This window comes from Crocosphaera sp. UHCC 0190, assembly GCF_034932065.1.
Lineage (GTDB): Bacteria > Cyanobacteriota > Cyanobacteriia > Cyanobacteriales > Microcystaceae > UHCC-0190.
Genome location: NZ_JAYGHP010000007.1, coordinates 202,604 through 218,506, shown reverse-complemented (window position 1 = coordinate 218,506; position 15,903 = coordinate 202,604). Strand labels below are relative to the sequence as shown.

Below are 15,903 nucleotides of genomic sequence, written 5' to 3'. Positions count from 1 at the left end.
TAGATATATAGGGCAGGAAGTTTCCGAATCTACGCCTAACCAGATGGTTGAAATACCATGTATCAAGAGCAGTAGTTCTTGAGGGTAGGAAGCCCCACCCTCAACGCAGTAGGGTGGGGTACTTCACGTAAATCTTTTAGACATAAATATAATGACTGATTTTATTTATACTTATCCCCCGTTAATTCCTGGTATTCTTCGCCGACGCTATAAGCGATTTTTAGCAGATATTGAATTAGAATCTGGGGAAATAATTACGGCTCATTGTGCCAATACTGGCCCCATGATCGGGGTTTGTAAGGTAGACAGTCCTGTTTATGTTTCTGAGAGTAATAACCCTAAAAGAAAGTTAGCTTATACTTGGGAAATGATCGAACTTGAGGGAACTTGGATCGGTATTAATACCGCTTTACCGAATCGAGTTATTAAACAAGTTTTAGAACAACAAAAATTACCACCCTTGGCAGGGAAATATACAAACGTTCGTTCAGAAGTTCCCTATGGAGCTAATAAAAAAAGCAGAATTGATTTTGTTTTAACTGGTGAATCTGAACAATTACCGATTTATTTAGAAGTCAAAAATACGACTTTAGCAAAAGATAAAAGTGCTTTCTTTCCTGATACAGTTACGACTCGCGGACAGAAACATTTACAAGAATTAATGGACTTATTACCCAATGCTAAACCGATGATGTTATATTTTATTAATCGGGGAGATTGTGAAACTTTTTCTCCTGGGGATGAATGGGATGAAACCTATGGTAAATTGTTTCGAGAAGCGGTTAATAAAGGGGTAAAAATATTACCTTGTCGCTTTGAAATATCACCAGAAGGTATTCGTTATTTAGGGTTAGCAGAATTAATGTTAAATGATTCTACCTAACTTGCCATGTAAAATAAATAAATGAATACAGGCTAAAGCCTTATTCTATAGGCACAAAGGCTGTCTACACACCCTAATTCTGTGCCTAGACTACGGATGTGGATATTGTAGGGGTCAACGGCCGTTGACCCCTAGGAAAATGTGTAATTCAACTATAGGAAATTGGTATAAGTTAGATAAACTATTCCTTCCTTGTCATTAGATAGAAACAATCAAAATAACAAAATTGAAACCATCAAGAAAGATAGAGCCTCTGATCCTCAAGAACCGCCAAATTGTTAGTAATTTTTTCACCCCAATGGATAACCCAGATGAGTGAGGTTGTGTCCGAAAAACCCATTTAAGTTTAGGGTAGGCGCAGTGTGAATGAGGAGAAAATCACCCTAACCCCATACTTACCTTCCATGAAAGTTATCCCCTCAATCTTCATCACCCTCAGCGTTATTCTCATCAGTCCTAACGCTGTTGCTCAAGTTGCCAATTCCGATGATTTCAACGCTTTAGCTAACACTTCCAGTCGTGACCTAACGGGTATTGAATCCAGAAGTGCTGCTGATTGGCCTTGGGCCGTTGGTGGCGAATATTCTGAACCGCAAGAATCCTTACCCCTAGATTCTACCAGCCTCGATTTAGATTATTACGACGCTAAACTGGAAAATCTTAATAATACTTATGAACCCCTTGACCGTCAATTGGGGGATGTTGAACGCCCTACCAGTCGCTTTCCCTTTGCTCAATTCTGAAATTTTCCTCACAAATACAAAAAACTGTCCTACTATATCAGGGCGGTTTTTTTGGTTAATATAGGATTCACGGCCCGCACAGAGGGAAGTTTTGATGATTAATCTGCGCCCTTGCACCCCCGCTGATTTGGATTTATTGCGATACTGGGATCAACAACCTCATGTTATTTCCTCAGACCCCAATGATGACTGGGAGTGGGAAGTAGAACTTAACCGCGCCCCAGAGTGGCGAGAACAATTAATCGCTGAAATTGAGGGCCATCCTATCGGATTTATCCAAATTATCGATCCTGCTCGTGAAGATAGCCACTATTGGGGTGATGCAGCCGATAATCTTCGTGCCATTGATATTTGGATTGGAGAAAAGACCGATTTGGGCAAAGGGTATGGAACAAAAATAATGCAGGTTGCCATTACCAGATGTTTCGCTGACCCTACTGTAACTACGATACTAGTTGATCCACTAGCCAATAATAGTCGCGCCCACCGCTTCTATGAACGTCTTGGCTTCAAATTTATCGAATTTCGACGATTCGGTGAGGATAACTGTTTTGTTTATGGCTTAAACCGAGCAGATTGGATATACAAGTAATTCGGGAATAAGTGGGGTAACTAAATCGGATTTGATGTTACTCCTCACCCCATCACCGAATAATGAATAATTGTTAATTATTCATTGTTAATTGCTGAACTCCTCACCCTTCTTTATTCCGACTTGCCAAATTAATGCGATCGCTTAACTCCGATAATTGTTGAGAAAGATCCCAATCTTTTTGTTGCAATTGTGATATTTTATCACAACTATATAACACAGTTGTGTGATCTTTGCCGCCAAATTCTACCCCGACTCTTGGTAAACTTAAATCCGTATGTTGACGCATCAAATACATCCCAATTTGTCGCGCCAAACTAATTTCTCGGCGACGAGAACTTCCTTTTAAATCTTCCACAGATAAATGAAAATTTTCCGCCACAATTTTGATAATTATTTCAGGAGATGCGGTAATTTGTTCCATAGGGGGATTTAAAACAGGAGCAATATTTTCCACTGTCATTGATAGCCCAGAAATAGAAATATAGGTCATTGTGCGAATTAATGCCCCTTCTAATTCCCGAATATTTGAAGTATAATTAGTTGCAATATATTCAATAACTGGACGAGGTAGACGAATATTTTCATACTCGGCTTTTTTCTGAAGAATTGCCATGCGAGTTTCCAAGTCTGGTACTTGAATATCCGCAATTAAACCCATAGAAAATCGAGACACTAATCTATCTTGTAAACTCGGAATTCTTTTGGGAGGACGATCAGAAGCAATGACAACCTGTTTACCCGCTTCATGTAAAGTATTAAAGGTATGAAAAAATTCCTCTTGAGTGAATTCTTTCCCTTCAATAAATTGAATATCATCTACTAATAAAATATCGGCCGTGCGATAATGTTCTCTAAATCCTTCCATATTATCTTGACGAATAGAGGCAATTAAATCATTAGTAAATTGTTCCGTAGAGACATAAAAAACATTAGCATTCGGGTATAATTCAAGACGATAATCTGCAATAGCTTGCATTAAATGAGTTTTCCCTAATCCGACTCCTCCACACAAAAACAAAGGATTAAACTCTCTCCCTGGTGACTCTGCAACCGCTAGAGAAGCTGCATGGGCCATGCGATTTGTTGGTCCAACCACAAACCGAGAAAACGTATAACGAGGATTTAATTTACTCAATTTAGGGGATTCTGTAGGAATTTGTTGATGGGATCGATTGAGTAATTGAGATGATTCTTTTTCCCCAACAATTGCCATATTTTGTTCTTGGGAAGTCGTTAATTTAATCTCTACTGGATATCCCATAACTTTCTCTACTTCTTCAGCAATTAATCCTTGATAAGTTTTTTGTAAATGATTAAGGACAAAAGCATTTTCTACCTGAATAATTAAACAGTTATCCTGCCAATCTTGTACCGTTGCTGAGGCGATCCAAGTTTCAAAAGCAGGAGGAGTTAATCGTAACTTAAGACGATCAAGCACTTGATTCCAAATAGATTGGGGAGAAATAGTCATTATCTAGTCAGAAACTAACAGTTAAGTAGAGAAATTATCTAGTGGGATTAAGTTTTATCTCTCATTCAACATATTAAGACTTAAAAAAGTGGGACTGATGCAACACCTTAATAAAATGTGTTCTTTCTAGGGGTAATTCATGAATTATCCCTACAGATGGGGTCTATGGGTAAGTTTTGAGAAGATTCGCTGATAGGTTAGGCTTAAGGGATAATCGGTCACGAAGCTCTATCAGTGTAGCGGGATTTGTCCCACAATAGGAAAAAACAGCCATAATAAGTAAGTGAGTATGGAGATTGAGGAAAGTCTATGATTAAACCTTCCTTAGAGATTGCTACATTAGGAAATCCGATTTTACGACAAGAGGCCCAACCCGTTACAGATATCACAGATAAACAGCTACAACAGGTAATAGACACACTCTTAAGCACGGCAAAGGCGGCATCTGGGGTAGGGATCGCGGCCCCTCAACTTTCTCATTCCTATCGCCTATTTATTATCTGTTCTCATCCTAACCCCCGTTATCCTGATGCACCCTTGATGGAACCCATTGTTATGATTAACCCTCGTTTAGTCTCCCATTCCGAGGAAATGGTGAAAGGGTGGGAAGGATGTTTGAGTGTTCCGGGAGTCAGGGGTTTAGTACCTCGTTATCAGGCGATAGCCGTCGAATATTTAGACCGACAGGGCCAACAACATCGTCAAGAATTAACGGATTTTGTGGCCAGAATTTTCCAGCATGAACTCGATCATCTTGATGGTATCCTATTCATTGATCGGGTTGCCAATTCTGAAGATTTAGTAAATATTGAATGACTTATAATCGGATCATTCGGTTTTCTGATACTGATGCAGCAGGAGTGGTTTATTTTGCCTCTCTGTTATCCATTTGTCATGAAGCCTATGAAAACGCCTTAGAAACCGCAGGAATCGACCTTAAAACCTTTTTTCAGAATACAGATATAGCTGTTCCCATTGTCCATGCTGAGATTGACTTTTATCAACCCTTATTTTGTGGCGATCGCTTACAAATTTCCTTGATTCCCACCCAATTAAATGATACAGAATTTGAGATCGCCTATGAAATCTTAACCCTATCAAGCTCGACAGTTTGCTTGGCCAAAGCAAAGACAAAGCACGTCTCGATCAACCCCCTCATCCGCAAACGCACCCCTCTCCCATCTTCCCTAATTCAGTGGTTGCAAACGGCAGAATAGATCTTTTTTAGAAAAACTTTCGGATTTTAGTTGCAAGAATAGTCCTAGTTAGCATTATAAATAGAAACGAATAGACTTATCTTACCAGGAGTAACGAGCTTGAAAAAAGTAGAGGCGATTATCCGACCCTTTAAATTAGACGAAGTTAAAATCGCTTTAGTCAATGCAGGAATTGTCGGGATGACAGTTTCTGAAGTCCGAGGGTTTGGACGACAAAAAGGACAGACGGAACGTTATCGGGGTTCAGAATACACAGTTGAGTTTCTGCAAAAGCTGAAAGTCGAAATTGTGGTCCAAGATAATCAAGTGGAGATGGTGATCGAAAAACTGATTACTGCTGCGCGTACTGGGGAAATTGGAGACGGGAAAATCTTTGTCTCTCCTGTGGACCAAATTATCCGGATTCGTACCGGAGAAAGCGATCTCGAAGCGATTTAAGGTATTTTGGGGACAAAGGATTTCCTAAGTCCCCATTATGGTTAATTAGTCTTTTAATGCTGGTTCGATGGGTTCTAAGGGCCGAGTTTCTACCGCAGTTTCGAGGAAAGTATGATAAAACCATCCGCCTAAAACAGCACCGATAATAGGAGCTAACCAAAATAACCACAATTGGGCGATAATTTCCCCATTGCCACAAAATAACGCAACCCCTGTACTTCTGGCCGGGTTGACTGAGGTATTAGTGACGGGAATACTAATTAAGTGAATTAAGGTTAAACCTAAGCCGATCGCCGCAGGGCCAAACCCTCCTGAAGCTAAGCGATCAGTTGCACCCATGATAATGACCAAGAACATAAAGGTCATGACAATTTCAGTAATCAGGGCAGATAATAAACTGTAACCCCCTGGAGAATGAGTACCATAACCATTGGTAGCTAAAGGATTTGAACCACTTAAGTCTAACGCACCATTACCACTGGCAATTAGCAAAAGTACGCCCCCGGCGAGAATTGCCCCTAAGACTTGTGCAATGATATAGGGGAGCAAATCAGAGCCATTAAACCGTTTTCCGGCCAATAACCCAAAGGAAACCGCAGGATTGAAATGACCCCCAGAAATATGCCCAACAGCATAGGCCATGGTTAATACGGTTAATCCAAAGGCAAGGGCAACCCCTAAAAATCCTAATCCGAGAGGGTTCGTTTCTCCTCCAAAGTTAGCCGCTAGGACAGCACTACCGCAACCCCCTAGCACTAACCAGAAGGTTCCGAAAAATTCAGCAATGTATTTTTTCATTTTTATCTTGTTTTAACGCAATTTTTAGTCACAGAGACTGTATGCCCACAAAATAAAGTTTAAACGATCAATTTGTCAAGAACACTTTAGTTTGGGATTAGAATAATTGACGCAACTGTGGTAACAAAGTCTCAAATGCCTGACCCCGATGACTAACTTTTTGTTTCATTTCGGGGGTCATTTGGGCGAAAGTTTGTTGATATTGGGGAACATAAAAAATCGGATCATAACCAAACCCTCCTATTCCTTGGGGGGTTTTGAGAATTTCTCCGGCACAAATTCCTTCGGTTTGTAAGGCAATTATGCCATCAGGACTGGCGATCGCAATGGCACAAATAAACCTGGCCTGTCGATTTTCATTATTACCTAATTCGTTTAATAATCGTTCAATTCTCCCTTGATCGCTGTTACCATAACGGGCAGAATAAAGTCCTGGTGCGCCATTGAGGGCATCGACAGCTAATCCCGAATCATCGGCGATCGCCCATTCTCCTAGTGCGGTGGCCACTTGAGATGCTTTTAAGGCAGCATTTTCTAGAAAAGTTTCCCCTGTTTCTTCAATTTCGAGTTCTTTGGGTTTTAGTTGTAATTTCCAAGGTAAGTCCGTTAAATAATCTTGTATTTCCTGCAATTTTCCAGGGTTGCTGGTCGCTAAAATTAATTTTTTCATAGTTTTGTTTTCCTTGAATTTATTTCGATTGTATCTATTTAATTGACAATCTGTAAACAAAAAATCCTATTGTCTTTTTTTAAAAAACAATTCATAATAAAAATCATAATGCTCCTTTGTTTGAAGACAACATAAGCAATCATTTATTTAATGTATCAGGAGGACACTTATCATGACACAACCCAAGATTGCTGATACTAAGCCTATGGTTTTAGAATTAGATGCTGGTGATTATTATTGGTGTAGTTGTGGTCAATCTCAAAAACAACCTTATTGTGATGGATCTCATAAAGGAACTGAGTTTACACCCGTAAAATTTACTCTAGAAGAACCCAAAAAAGTGGCTTTGTGTTTGTGTAAACATAGCCAAAATTCTCCTTTGTGTGATGGCTCTCATAGTAAATTATCCCATGAGTAAGGGAACTAAGAGAAGCCTTTTTACTTCTATTTTTCAGGAGGTTTCCTGCTCACTGTAGGGACACTCTTGTCACTAAAAATCCCTAAACACCTCTGATGGTTAACTTCAAAAGTCGTTATTGATCTTTAAATAATGCTTTTGTCCACATCATCAGGGTTTTTTCTTGACTATTATTTATTTTTTAGTGATTCCACTAACAGATTACATATTATTATTTTTGAATAAATTAATCTCTTCTTCTTATTTTCTTACTATCAAATTAGGGCTGTGATATTAAACACACTAAACCAGAGATTTTCCTCAATGAAAACCTTATGCTCAGGCTTCATAATTGAGAAGAACTTGTTTCTCAGGAGTTTTTCCTGATTCTCTACTAAGACCAAATCTGATTCATATATTCCCTTTTCAGATTGCCACCTGTATCCTCAAAACCCTTCTTACCTTTTGTTTTCTGCTCTCTGACTCATCTTAAAGATTAAGATGCCTATATAAACAGATTTGGCATGAGTAATTATGCTACATCTTTAGGAAAATGTTAATGGAAAACTTAGTGGAATCTGTTGAATGTATTCAAGATAAACAAAATATTTTAGCTTTCAACTTAACCAATAATCAACGAATTTTTTATCTGGAACAATCTCAGTATTCGATTGGACGTTCCCCTGAAAATTCTATTGTTATTGAATCTGAAGCGATCTCAAGATTTCATGCCACCATTTTTAAACAGGTCAAAAATAACGGAGAGATTTCCTTTGTAATTATCGATGGCACTCCACAAGGAGAGTTAAGTCGCAATGGCTTATTTATTAATGGTAATCGACGATTCAAACATGAGCTTCAACATGGGGATATTATTCAATTTGAACCAGGTATTCAAGCTAATTACTATATTCTTCACAAAAGGAACGAAAATTTCGTCAGGAATCTTTTACCTAAGGTATCAACTGGAGCTAAATTTCCTGATTATAAACATCAAAAATTACAGGACGAAGCCAAGCGGACTATGATTTTAAGTGAGGAAACTTTTGCCCATTCCCATGTTGATTTAAGCAAGTTTGCTTCTTTAATCGAATTGAGTCCTAATCCCATTCTAGAAATTAATTATGAGGGGAATATTACTTATGCGAATTCCTCGGCTAAGCTACAATTTCCTGATTTGAAACAAGCTCAACTTGATCATCCTATTCTCCAAGAATTAATAGACAATCACCAAGATCGTCAGGGTAACTTATTAGTTCGTGAAATCAAAATTAGTGAATCTATTTTTGAACAACACGTACACTATCTTCCTCAAGAAAACTTGATTAGAAGTTATCTATTCGATGTAACACAGCGCAAAGAAGCTGAGAAAATTCTTAAATATCAAGCTTTTCATGATACTCTGACAGGTTTACCTAACCGAACTTTTTTTAATGAGCATCTCGCTCTTTCTTTAGGTAATGCTCAAAGAAATGAAACATTGATGGCAATATTGTTATTGGATCTTGATGGGTTTAAAAACATCAATGATACTCTAGGACATGGCGTTGGAGATCAAATGTTGCAATGTTTTGCTAAACGGTTACAGTCTCAAATTCGACGGGGAGATCTAGTTTGTCGATGGGGTGGAGACGAATTTACTATCCTACTTTCCCAGATTAAAAATCCTGATGAAGCTGGACAATTTGCCCAAAGACTTTTAGAGATTTTTAAAGATCCTGTCACAGTAGGTAAGCATCAAATTTATCTTAAATCTAGTATTGGTATCACGATCTATCCTCAAGATGCTCAGGAACAAGAAACTTTGTTGAAATCGGCTGATTTAGCTTTATACAAAACCAAAAATTGTGGTCGGAATAACTATCAATTTTATCACCCTGACATGGAAACTCAAATAACCAATAACTTTCAGCTTGAAAATTCTCTTCATAAAGCCATAGAAAAGGAAGAATTTTGCCTTTATTATCAGCCGCAAATTAATATTAGAACAGGCACAATTGAGGCCATGGAAGCTCTAATTCGTTGGCAAAATCCTGAGCTTGGTTTAGTTACACCGAATAAATTTATTGCTTTAGCTGAAAAAACAGGTTTAATTATTCCTATTGGTGAGTGGGTACTTAAAACAGCTTGTAAACAAGCACAAAAGTGGCACTCGATGGGATTTCCCCCCTTCAAAATAGCTGTTAACTTATCGGCTCAACAGTTTCAACAATCTAATTTAATAGAAGTTGTTGAGCAGAGTTTACAGTTAGTTGGATTAGAACCAAAATGGCTAGAATTAGAAGTGACTGAATCTACCTTAATGGACAATATTCATCTAGCTTGCCAGACTCTAGAAATATTTCGAGATAAGGGAATTTCTATCTCAATGGACGATTTTGGAACCGGATATTCTTCCTTGGGCTATCTCAAACAATTTCCTTTTCAGACGCTGAAAATTGATAGAACTTTTGTTAAAGATATTAATGCAAATTTTGAGGATCAAGCTATTATTTCAGCAATCATGACTTTGAGTCGTGGCTTAAATTTGAGGGTCGTAGCTGAAGGTGTAGAAACTAAAGATCAACTGAATTTGTTAAAAATTTTAGACTGTGAAGCAATGCAAGGATTTTTCTTTAGTCGTCCTTTAGATTCAAAGAAAATAGCCTTATTTTTAGATAGTTTTTATCAAAAAGTTGCTTAATAAACTAATCCCTGTTCCCCCTTCCTTATTTCTTTCCTTTCTTAGTTAATGCTGATTTTATTTCATTGTATTAACATTGTTGAGAGAAATTGCATGAATTATTTTACAGACACTGAAACCTTAAATTTATTAACAGCGAAAACGGAATTACAAAAAGCAATTGATCATGAAGAATTTGTTCTTTACTATCAGCCTCAAATTAAAATTGAGACGGGAGAATTGTCTGGAATTGAAGCTCTTGTCCGTTGGAATCACCCGGATTTTGGTCTAATTTCTCCTGATAAATTTATTCCTCTAGCTGAACAAACCTATTTAATCGGTTCTCTTGGCCAATGGATTTTGAATACTGCCTGTTGTCAAAATCAAGCCTGGCAAAATTTAGGCTTACCTCCCTTGATTATATCGGTTAATCTTTCTGCATACCAGTTAGAATCTCCCAGTTTAGGAAAAATAGTAAAAAAAGTCTTGAAAGAAACAAGATTAGAACCTCAATGGTTAGAATTTGAAATTACAGAGGAAGCGATTTTATCTAATCCAGAAATGGCTCATCAAGCTTTACTTGATTTGAAACAAATTGGTGTTCATTTGTCTTTAGATGATTTTGGTAGTGGCTATTCTTCTCTTAGTTATCTTTCAAAATTTCCTTTTGGTACCTTGAAAATTGCTCAGTCTTGCATTGAAAACCTCACGGAAGATTATCAAGCTATTTCCTTAATTTCGGTTATTATATCTTTAGGAAAAATGTTAGATATGAGAGTCATAGCAGAAGGGGTAGAAACACAGAAACAACTCGATATATTACGTAATTTAGATTGTCGAGAGGTACAAGGATATTTATTAAGTCAACCCTTAACTCAGGAAGAAGCTACTAGCTTTTTAGCTTTATATTACGGTTTCTAGCCTACCTTTGTCCTTTAGAAAAAGTTTGGAAAATTACTTATTTCTGAAGTTCTAACGACCTAGTTTTGGTCTGGTTGACCTGTGGACTTTTTTAAGCATTATTTTAGTCTTCTAGGTTTGCTAAAAACTTAATACTTGTAAACACTTGAAAAGGAAAATAGAATTCAGATGCCTAACAAAAGAAGCCGAAAAAAGAATGGGCCAAAGTTTCACTGTCCTCAATGTAATCGTCGATTATGGCGAGTAGGTGGACATAAATATTTTATCTTTTACCAAGGAAAATCAGAAATTCAACATGGATTTGGGCTGACCCCTAAAAAAGCCAGTTTTTTAGCCACACAAAATCCTATTTGGGTTGATCGGGATGTTTGGTTAGAAGAATTTTTTTGCGAAGGCCATGGCAAAATCTGGATGCGTTTATCTCGTTCTGAAGAAGGAAAAATCACCACAAGACTCGCCAGACGGGAGGACTGGAAACGGACAACTTCTACTCCCGATCCAGACACACCAAACTGTTCTGTGAGTGAGTTTACTTACCGGATGAGTCGTCGTAGTCATCCTAATCTGATCAATCGGGTTTATGAATAGTTGATGCGCCCTTACTTACCTACTTTTGCCTAAGCAGCTTTAGGTTTAAAAAATGCTACTTTACCACTATAGGCTTGAGTCAAATAGTTTTCTTTTAAGACAAATTGTCGTTTTCCTGCTGCAATCACTTCTTTATTCAATAAAATTAAATCATCAAAATGAGTAATTGATTCTCCTAAATCATGATTGACGACTAAGACAATTTTGCCGTTAGCAACTAATTCCCGAAAAATACTAAATAAAATATTTTCTGTCTTTTGATCTACCCCAACAAACGGTTCATCAAAAAGGAAAATTTCTGCATCTTGGGCCAAGGATCTCGCTAAAAATACCCTCTGTTGTTGTCCTCCCGAAAGTTCTCCAATGGGACGTTTAATATAAGCGTCCATATCTACCCTTTCCAACGCTTCTAAACCCATACGACGACTATAGGCCGAAAACCGTCGAAACCAACCTGTTTGACGCACCCTTCCCATCATTACCACATCCCAAACCGTCGCTGGATAAGTCCAGTCAATTTGCGATCGCTGAGGAACATAAGCCACTTTTTCTAATTGTGACGCAAAGGGCCGCTCCTGATATGTCACTGTTCCCTGAGTCACCGGAATTAACCCTAACATCCCTTTCATTAAGGTACTTTTCCCCGCACCGTTGGGGCCAATAATACCTGTTAATCTTCCTGGTTGGATCTTAACGTTGATGTCCCGTAACGCCTCTAAATTACGGTAATAAACCCCTAAATGACTGATGGCAATTTCCTGATCCTGCATCTGTGTGACCCCAGATAATTAAATCTTCCTACCCATAGCATACCCCAAAAATGAGATAATTATGAAAATGATGATGAGATAATTATGAATAGTCCTAGGATGATGATGAAACTATTACCGCAAAAGCCTTTTAAATTACCTGTTGCTTCACTGGTTTGGGTTATCCTTTTAGGACTGGCAATAACGGGTTGTCAGGGACAAAAATTCCAGGAAATAGCAGAAACGGCTAAACCCAAGGTTGTTTCTACCAGTACCATTATTGCTGATTTAGTAGAACAAATTGGCAAACAAGAGGTTGATAGTCAAGGCATTTTACAACCAGGGGCCGATCCTCATGTTTATGAACCTGTTCCTAGTGATAGTGTAGCATTTGAAGAAGCTGATGTAATTTTTTATAACGGTTACAATTTAGAGCCAGGGTTAATTAAACTGATGAATGCTGCGGGAATAAAAGCCCAAAAAATTGCTGTAGGAGAAGCAGTTAAGCCTTTAGATTTTAATTATAAAGGACAAAAAGCCCCCGATCCTCATGTTTGGGGAGATGCAAAAAATGGGATTATTATGGTTAATAAAATTCGGGATGAACTCATTAAAATTTCTCCTGAAGATGAATCTACTTTTAAACAAAATGCTGCCATATTAAACGCCAATTTAGAACGCTTAGACAGTTGGATAAAACAACAAATTACGACAATTCCTGACAATCAAAGAAACTTAGTAACGACCCATGATGCCTTTCAATATTATACAAAAGCTTATGGATTAACCATGACAGGGACATTAATTGGCATTAGTACAGAAGAACAACCAAGCGCACAAACCGTTAAAAATTTAGCAGAAGTGATTAAAAAAACTAAAGTTCCTGCTATTTTTGCAGAAACGACAATTAATCCTACCTTGATTAAAACCGTTGCTGAAGAAGCAGGGGTAAAATTAGCCCCTAAACCCTTATATTCTGACTCCATTGGTGCGCCAGGAAGTGAGGGAGATAGTTACATTAAAATGTTAGTGGCTAATACTAATAGTATTGTCCAAGCATTAGGAGGAAAAGCCGGAGAGTTTAAAACCAATTAAGTATTTAAAATAGCATAACTTTAAATACTTTAATTAAAGATAAATGAAAAAATAAATAAATAAATCTCAGGGAATTCTCAGGGAATTCTCATATTAAAAGTCAGAAAAATTCTTTGATTTTTTCGATCATTTTTTCCGTAACTCATGAGGAAGACGCTGAAGGGAATAATAGCAAGGAAACATAAAACAACAACTTGCTAAATACAATACTTTAGGAGAAAATCATGCTAGTTACCAACAATAATTTACTCTCTAACCTCAATGTTAACGATATGATTGAGCGAACCAAAACAGTCGGGGGAAATGGTGGGAGTGCTTTCGTTACTCAAGCAAATGAAACACAACAACATAGTATTCAATGGATCTCTGTTTATGCTGAGAAAAAAATTATCCGTGGTCTAAAAATTTGGTATGACGGCGGCGATCATAGTCGGGTTGATGATCCCCTAACTTTGGGAACCCCTGCGGGTAAAGAAACACGCTTCCGTCTTGGCGGTAAACCGATTGATTTTTGTACCCTTTATCATAGTGATTTCCGAGGAGGAAGACTAGGGGGAATTATATTACGCTTAAATGACGGTTCCACCTTACAAGCAGGAGATCTTAATGGTCGTGCAACGACTTTATCCTTGGGACAATATGGAATCAGAAATACTGTTTTAGTGGGTTTATTTGGTCGTAAAGGGAAGGATATTGATCAACTAGGATTGATTGTAAAAAATGATATAACTCAATTAAATATTGAGCATATTGACTATAATTTAGTCCCCACCAGTGAAACCAATTTAAAGGTCGAATCCTTAGATTTTATTCGGATTGATAATAAATCTGATATCCCACAGACTAGCTCAATTACTCATACTCGTTCAGTGAATGCTAGTAATAATTGGTCTCATAATGTTGGGGCAAAAGTTGGGGTATCAACTAGCATTAAAACAGGGATTCCCTTTATTGCGGAAGGAAAGGTTGATGTATCTCTTGAAGCTTCCTATAATTACACTTGGGGGGGAACCTTAGAAACTTCAGATTCTTTTGAATATACAGCAACGGCGACTGTACCACCTCATAGTGAAATTGAGGCTCAAGTATTAGTGACACAAACCAAGTTTGATTTAACCTACACAGCACAAGCATCAGCAACCTGGGCCAATGGAATGACCATGAGTGGTGTGATTCACGGAACCTATGAAGGGATTCATTCCCATGACGTTCAAATCGATTATTCCATCCCCAAAACAGACTCATCTCAAAAGCGAGTTGCTCCTCTTGATGCTTCCTTAGAGTTTAGTCAGATCGCCGCTTAAGCATCTTCGTGACATTCTCCCAACCCTGACCGCTTAGGCGGTACAGGGTGGGCTTCCCAATTCACATTGAGATATTTCTGCCCACAGAGGTATAGAACACGCCACTTGCTCTACTTGGGGAAACCCCAAGACCGCAGTGGCTCCTCTACGCCAGTTATCTAGGCTTATCACCCCCGACACCTCGACTTGACAGACGGTTTCCTTTCCCCTGAGTCCCAGGGTAGTAGTTTCTATGCCTCGATTACAAATTTCTTGGGCAGAGGCCACATCTCTATCGCATTGATACTGGCATTCAGGACAATCATGAATTCTATCAGCAAGGGTTTTCCGTGACGATGACCTGCAATTAGGACAAGTTTGGCTAGTACCCCGATGGTCAACCAGTCCAAAATACTTGCCTCTTATTTTGCAGACATATTTCAAAAGATCTCTGAATTGCCCAAAACCTGCATCAAGAGTATGTTTGCTCAAAAAGCCTTTAGCCATAATACGGAAATCAATATCTTCCATGAAAATACTGTCTCCCATATCACAGATTTGATGGGCCAATTTGTAATGGTAATCTTTGCGTTTGAAGGCAATATGATTATGTTGTTTTTCTACTTTTTTTCTGGCTTTATCGTAATTGTTAGAATGCTTATTTTTCTTAGACAATCGATGTTGTAGCAATTTAAGCTTACGTTGCTCGGTTCTAAAGAATTTACGCCCTTTCTCAATAAAGCCATCAGAAGTAGCAACAATTTTAGTTATGCCGACATCCAAACCTAACGGATGTCCAAAAGGAGTCTCAATTTCAGGTAAAGACATATCGGATTGAATGCTAATAATAGCAAACCATCCCTTCGCTTTTTTGAGAACTCGTACCTGTTTGATAACAAATCCATCAGGAATAGGACGATGAAGATTTATCTGAACTTTTCCCAATTTTGGTAAATTTATTTGCCACCCAGTCAAAGGATTGCTTCTAAATTGAGGAAATAATAAAGACTTCATTTGTCCGTATTTCTTGAACCTCGGAAAACCAAACCCTCTATTACGGAAAAAATCCCAAGCATCATGAAGTCTTTTTACATTAGTTTGTAAGACTTGACTGGGAACTTTCCCCAAGGAGGGAAATACTTTCTTGGCTTTCGGCAATTGGTTTTGTTGCTGATGATAACTCGGAAATGGGTAATCAGCAGCCATGATGTATTCCGACTCTAAACTACACCGATCTATTGGACACTTCCTAGAAGCAATCCAATCTTTTAGTTCTCGCAAAGCATAGTTATAAGAACGGCGACAAGTTTCTAGCCATTCATCTAACAATGCCTCTTGTTCGCTATCAGGATAAATTCGGTACGAGTAGTTCAAAGTCAACATCAATCAATGT

The 15,903-nt window shown here is 38.1% G+C and carries 17 protein-coding genes; 12 read left to right on the top strand and 5 right to left on the bottom strand.

Going from position 1 to position 15,903, the window contains the following annotated elements; all coding sequences use genetic code 11:
- Positions 1-148 precede the first annotated feature (148 nt).
- The 3 genes from sfsA (at position 149) to VB715_RS12495 (ending at position 2,218) form a co-directional block, all read left to right on the top strand.
- Positions 149-883, top strand: a complete 735-nt coding sequence (gene sfsA / locus VB715_RS12505; protein ID WP_323301550.1) for a DNA/RNA nuclease SfsA — start codon at positions 149-151, stop codon at positions 881-883.
- Between the two features lie 404 nt (positions 884-1,287).
- Entirely contained in the window at positions 1,288-1,626 is a 339-nt protein-coding gene (locus VB715_RS12500; RefSeq protein WP_323301543.1) for a hypothetical protein, read from the top strand.
- A gap of 94 nt (positions 1,627-1,720) precedes the next feature.
- The gene (locus tag VB715_RS12495; RefSeq protein WP_323301542.1) at positions 1,721-2,218 is read left to right on the top strand and encodes a GNAT family N-acetyltransferase; all 498 of its coding nucleotides are present in this window, start codon (positions 1,721-1,723) and stop codon (positions 2,216-2,218) included.
- A 103-nt stretch (positions 2,219-2,321) separates the two neighbouring features.
- Here the strand turns inward: VB715_RS12495 and dnaA are convergent, their stop codons facing one another.
- A complete protein-coding gene (gene dnaA / locus VB715_RS12490) occupies positions 2,322-3,692 on the bottom strand; it encodes a chromosomal replication initiator protein DnaA (RefSeq protein ID WP_323301541.1) in 1,371 nt (456 codons plus the stop codon).
- 309 nt (positions 3,693-4,001) lie between these two features.
- On the opposite strand from dnaA, the gene def reads away from it, so the two are divergent.
- The 3 genes from def (at position 4,002) to VB715_RS12475 (ending at position 5,347) form a co-directional block, all read left to right on the top strand.
- Positions 4,002-4,508: a peptide deformylase gene (def, locus tag VB715_RS12485; RefSeq protein ID WP_323301540.1), complete on the top strand. Its 507-nt coding sequence runs from the start codon at positions 4,002-4,004 to the stop codon at positions 4,506-4,508.
- Positions 4,505-4,909, top strand: a complete 405-nt coding sequence (locus tag VB715_RS12480; RefSeq protein WP_323301539.1) for a thioesterase family protein — start codon at positions 4,505-4,507, stop codon at positions 4,907-4,909. Before def ends, VB715_RS12480 begins: the two co-directional genes overlap by 4 nt.
- Before the next feature lie 99 nt (positions 4,910-5,008).
- A complete protein-coding gene (locus tag VB715_RS12475) occupies positions 5,009-5,347 on the top strand; it encodes a P-II family nitrogen regulator (protein WP_323301538.1) in 339 nt (112 codons plus the stop codon).
- 45 nt (positions 5,348-5,392) lie between these two features.
- Here VB715_RS12475 and aqpZ read toward each other — a convergent pair whose 3' ends face one another.
- Positions 5,393-6,145, bottom strand: coding sequence for an aquaporin Z (gene aqpZ / locus VB715_RS12470; protein ID WP_323301537.1), 753 nt, complete (start codon positions 6,143-6,145; stop codon positions 5,393-5,395).
- 97 nt (positions 6,146-6,242) lie between these two features.
- Positions 6,243-6,815, bottom strand: a complete 573-nt coding sequence (gene rdgB / locus VB715_RS12465) for an RdgB/HAM1 family non-canonical purine NTP pyrophosphatase (RefSeq protein ID WP_323301536.1) — start codon at positions 6,813-6,815, stop codon at positions 6,243-6,245.
- Positions 6,816-6,987: 172 nt separating this feature from the next.
- Between rdgB and VB715_RS12460 the strand changes: the two genes are divergently transcribed.
- The 4 genes from VB715_RS12460 to VB715_RS12445 all read left to right on the top strand — a co-directional run bounded on the left by VB715_RS12460 (position 6,988) and on the right by VB715_RS12445 (position 11,383).
- Positions 6,988-7,233, top strand: a complete 246-nt coding sequence (locus VB715_RS12460) for a CDGSH iron-sulfur domain-containing protein (protein ID WP_323301535.1) — start codon at positions 6,988-6,990, stop codon at positions 7,231-7,233.
- 538 nt (positions 7,234-7,771) lie between these two features.
- Positions 7,772-9,895, top strand: a complete 2,124-nt coding sequence (locus VB715_RS12455; RefSeq protein WP_323301534.1) for an EAL domain-containing protein — start codon at positions 7,772-7,774, stop codon at positions 9,893-9,895.
- 93 nt (positions 9,896-9,988) lie between these two features.
- A complete protein-coding gene (locus tag VB715_RS12450) occupies positions 9,989-10,795 on the top strand; it encodes an EAL domain-containing protein (protein WP_323301533.1) in 807 nt (268 codons plus the stop codon).
- Between the two features lie 168 nt (positions 10,796-10,963).
- Positions 10,964-11,383, top strand: coding sequence for a hypothetical protein (locus tag VB715_RS12445; protein ID WP_323301532.1), 420 nt, complete (start codon positions 10,964-10,966; stop codon positions 11,381-11,383).
- Positions 11,384-11,412: 29 nt separating this feature from the next.
- Here VB715_RS12445 and VB715_RS12440 read toward each other — a convergent pair whose 3' ends face one another.
- Positions 11,413-12,153 carry a metal ABC transporter ATP-binding protein gene (locus VB715_RS12440; protein WP_323301531.1) on the bottom strand — a complete coding sequence of 247 codons (741 nt, stop codon included), beginning with the start codon at positions 12,151-12,153 and terminating at the stop codon, positions 11,413-11,415.
- A 105-nt stretch (positions 12,154-12,258) separates the two neighbouring features.
- Between VB715_RS12440 and VB715_RS12435 the strand changes: the two genes are divergently transcribed.
- Entirely contained in the window at positions 12,259-13,227 is a 969-nt protein-coding gene (locus VB715_RS12435) for a metal ABC transporter solute-binding protein, Zn/Mn family (RefSeq protein WP_416336933.1), read from the top strand.
- A gap of 224 nt (positions 13,228-13,451) precedes the next feature.
- Positions 13,452-14,531: an ETX/MTX2 family pore-forming toxin gene (locus VB715_RS12430; RefSeq protein WP_323301529.1), complete on the top strand. Its 1,080-nt coding sequence runs from the start codon at positions 13,452-13,454 to the stop codon at positions 14,529-14,531.
- Between the two features lie 33 nt (positions 14,532-14,564).
- Here VB715_RS12430 and VB715_RS12425 read toward each other — a convergent pair whose 3' ends face one another.
- Positions 14,565-15,893, bottom strand: coding sequence for a transposase (locus VB715_RS12425; protein WP_323301528.1), 1,329 nt, complete (start codon positions 15,891-15,893; stop codon positions 14,565-14,567).
- Between the last annotated feature and the right edge of the window lie 10 nt (positions 15,894-15,903).

Bases quoted from the DNA above. Each gene is read 5' to 3' on its own strand.
- VB715_RS12495 (WP_323301542.1), top strand. From the start codon at position 1,721: ATGATTAATCTGCGCCCTTGCACCCCCGCTGATTTGGATTTATTGCGA.
- aqpZ (WP_323301537.1), bottom strand. From the start codon at position 6,145: ATGAAAAAATACATTGCTGAATTTTTCGGAACCTTCTGGTTAGTGCTA.
- VB715_RS12445 (WP_323301532.1), top strand. From the start codon at position 10,964: ATGCCTAACAAAAGAAGCCGAAAAAAGAATGGGCCAAAGTTTCACTGT.
- VB715_RS12455 (WP_323301534.1), top strand. From the start codon at position 7,772: ATGGAAAACTTAGTGGAATCTGTTGAATGTATTCAAGATAAACAAAAT.
- dnaA (WP_323301541.1), bottom strand. From the start codon at position 3,692: ATGACTATTTCTCCCCAATCTATTTGGAATCAAGTGCTTGATCGTCTT.
- VB715_RS12440 (WP_323301531.1), bottom strand. From the start codon at position 12,153: ATGCAGGATCAGGAAATTGCCATCAGTCATTTAGGGGTTTATTACCGT.
- VB715_RS12500 (WP_323301543.1), top strand. From the start codon at position 1,288: ATGAAAGTTATCCCCTCAATCTTCATCACCCTCAGCGTTATTCTCATC.
- VB715_RS12435 (WP_416336933.1), top strand. From the start codon at position 12,259: ATGAAACTATTACCGCAAAAGCCTTTTAAATTACCTGTTGCTTCACTG.
- VB715_RS12430 (WP_323301529.1), top strand. From the start codon at position 13,452: ATGCTAGTTACCAACAATAATTTACTCTCTAACCTCAATGTTAACGAT.
- VB715_RS12480 (WP_323301539.1), top strand. From the start codon at position 4,505: ATGACTTATAATCGGATCATTCGGTTTTCTGATACTGATGCAGCAGGA.
- VB715_RS12425 (WP_323301528.1), bottom strand. From the start codon at position 15,893: ATGTTGACTTTGAACTACTCGTACCGAATTTATCCTGATAGCGAACAA.
- rdgB (WP_323301536.1), bottom strand. From the start codon at position 6,815: ATGAAAAAATTAATTTTAGCGACCAGCAACCCTGGAAAATTGCAGGAA.
- def (WP_323301540.1), top strand. From the start codon at position 4,002: ATGATTAAACCTTCCTTAGAGATTGCTACATTAGGAAATCCGATTTTA.
- VB715_RS12450 (WP_323301533.1), top strand. From the start codon at position 9,989: ATGAATTATTTTACAGACACTGAAACCTTAAATTTATTAACAGCGAAA.
- VB715_RS12460 (WP_323301535.1), top strand. From the start codon at position 6,988: ATGACACAACCCAAGATTGCTGATACTAAGCCTATGGTTTTAGAATTA.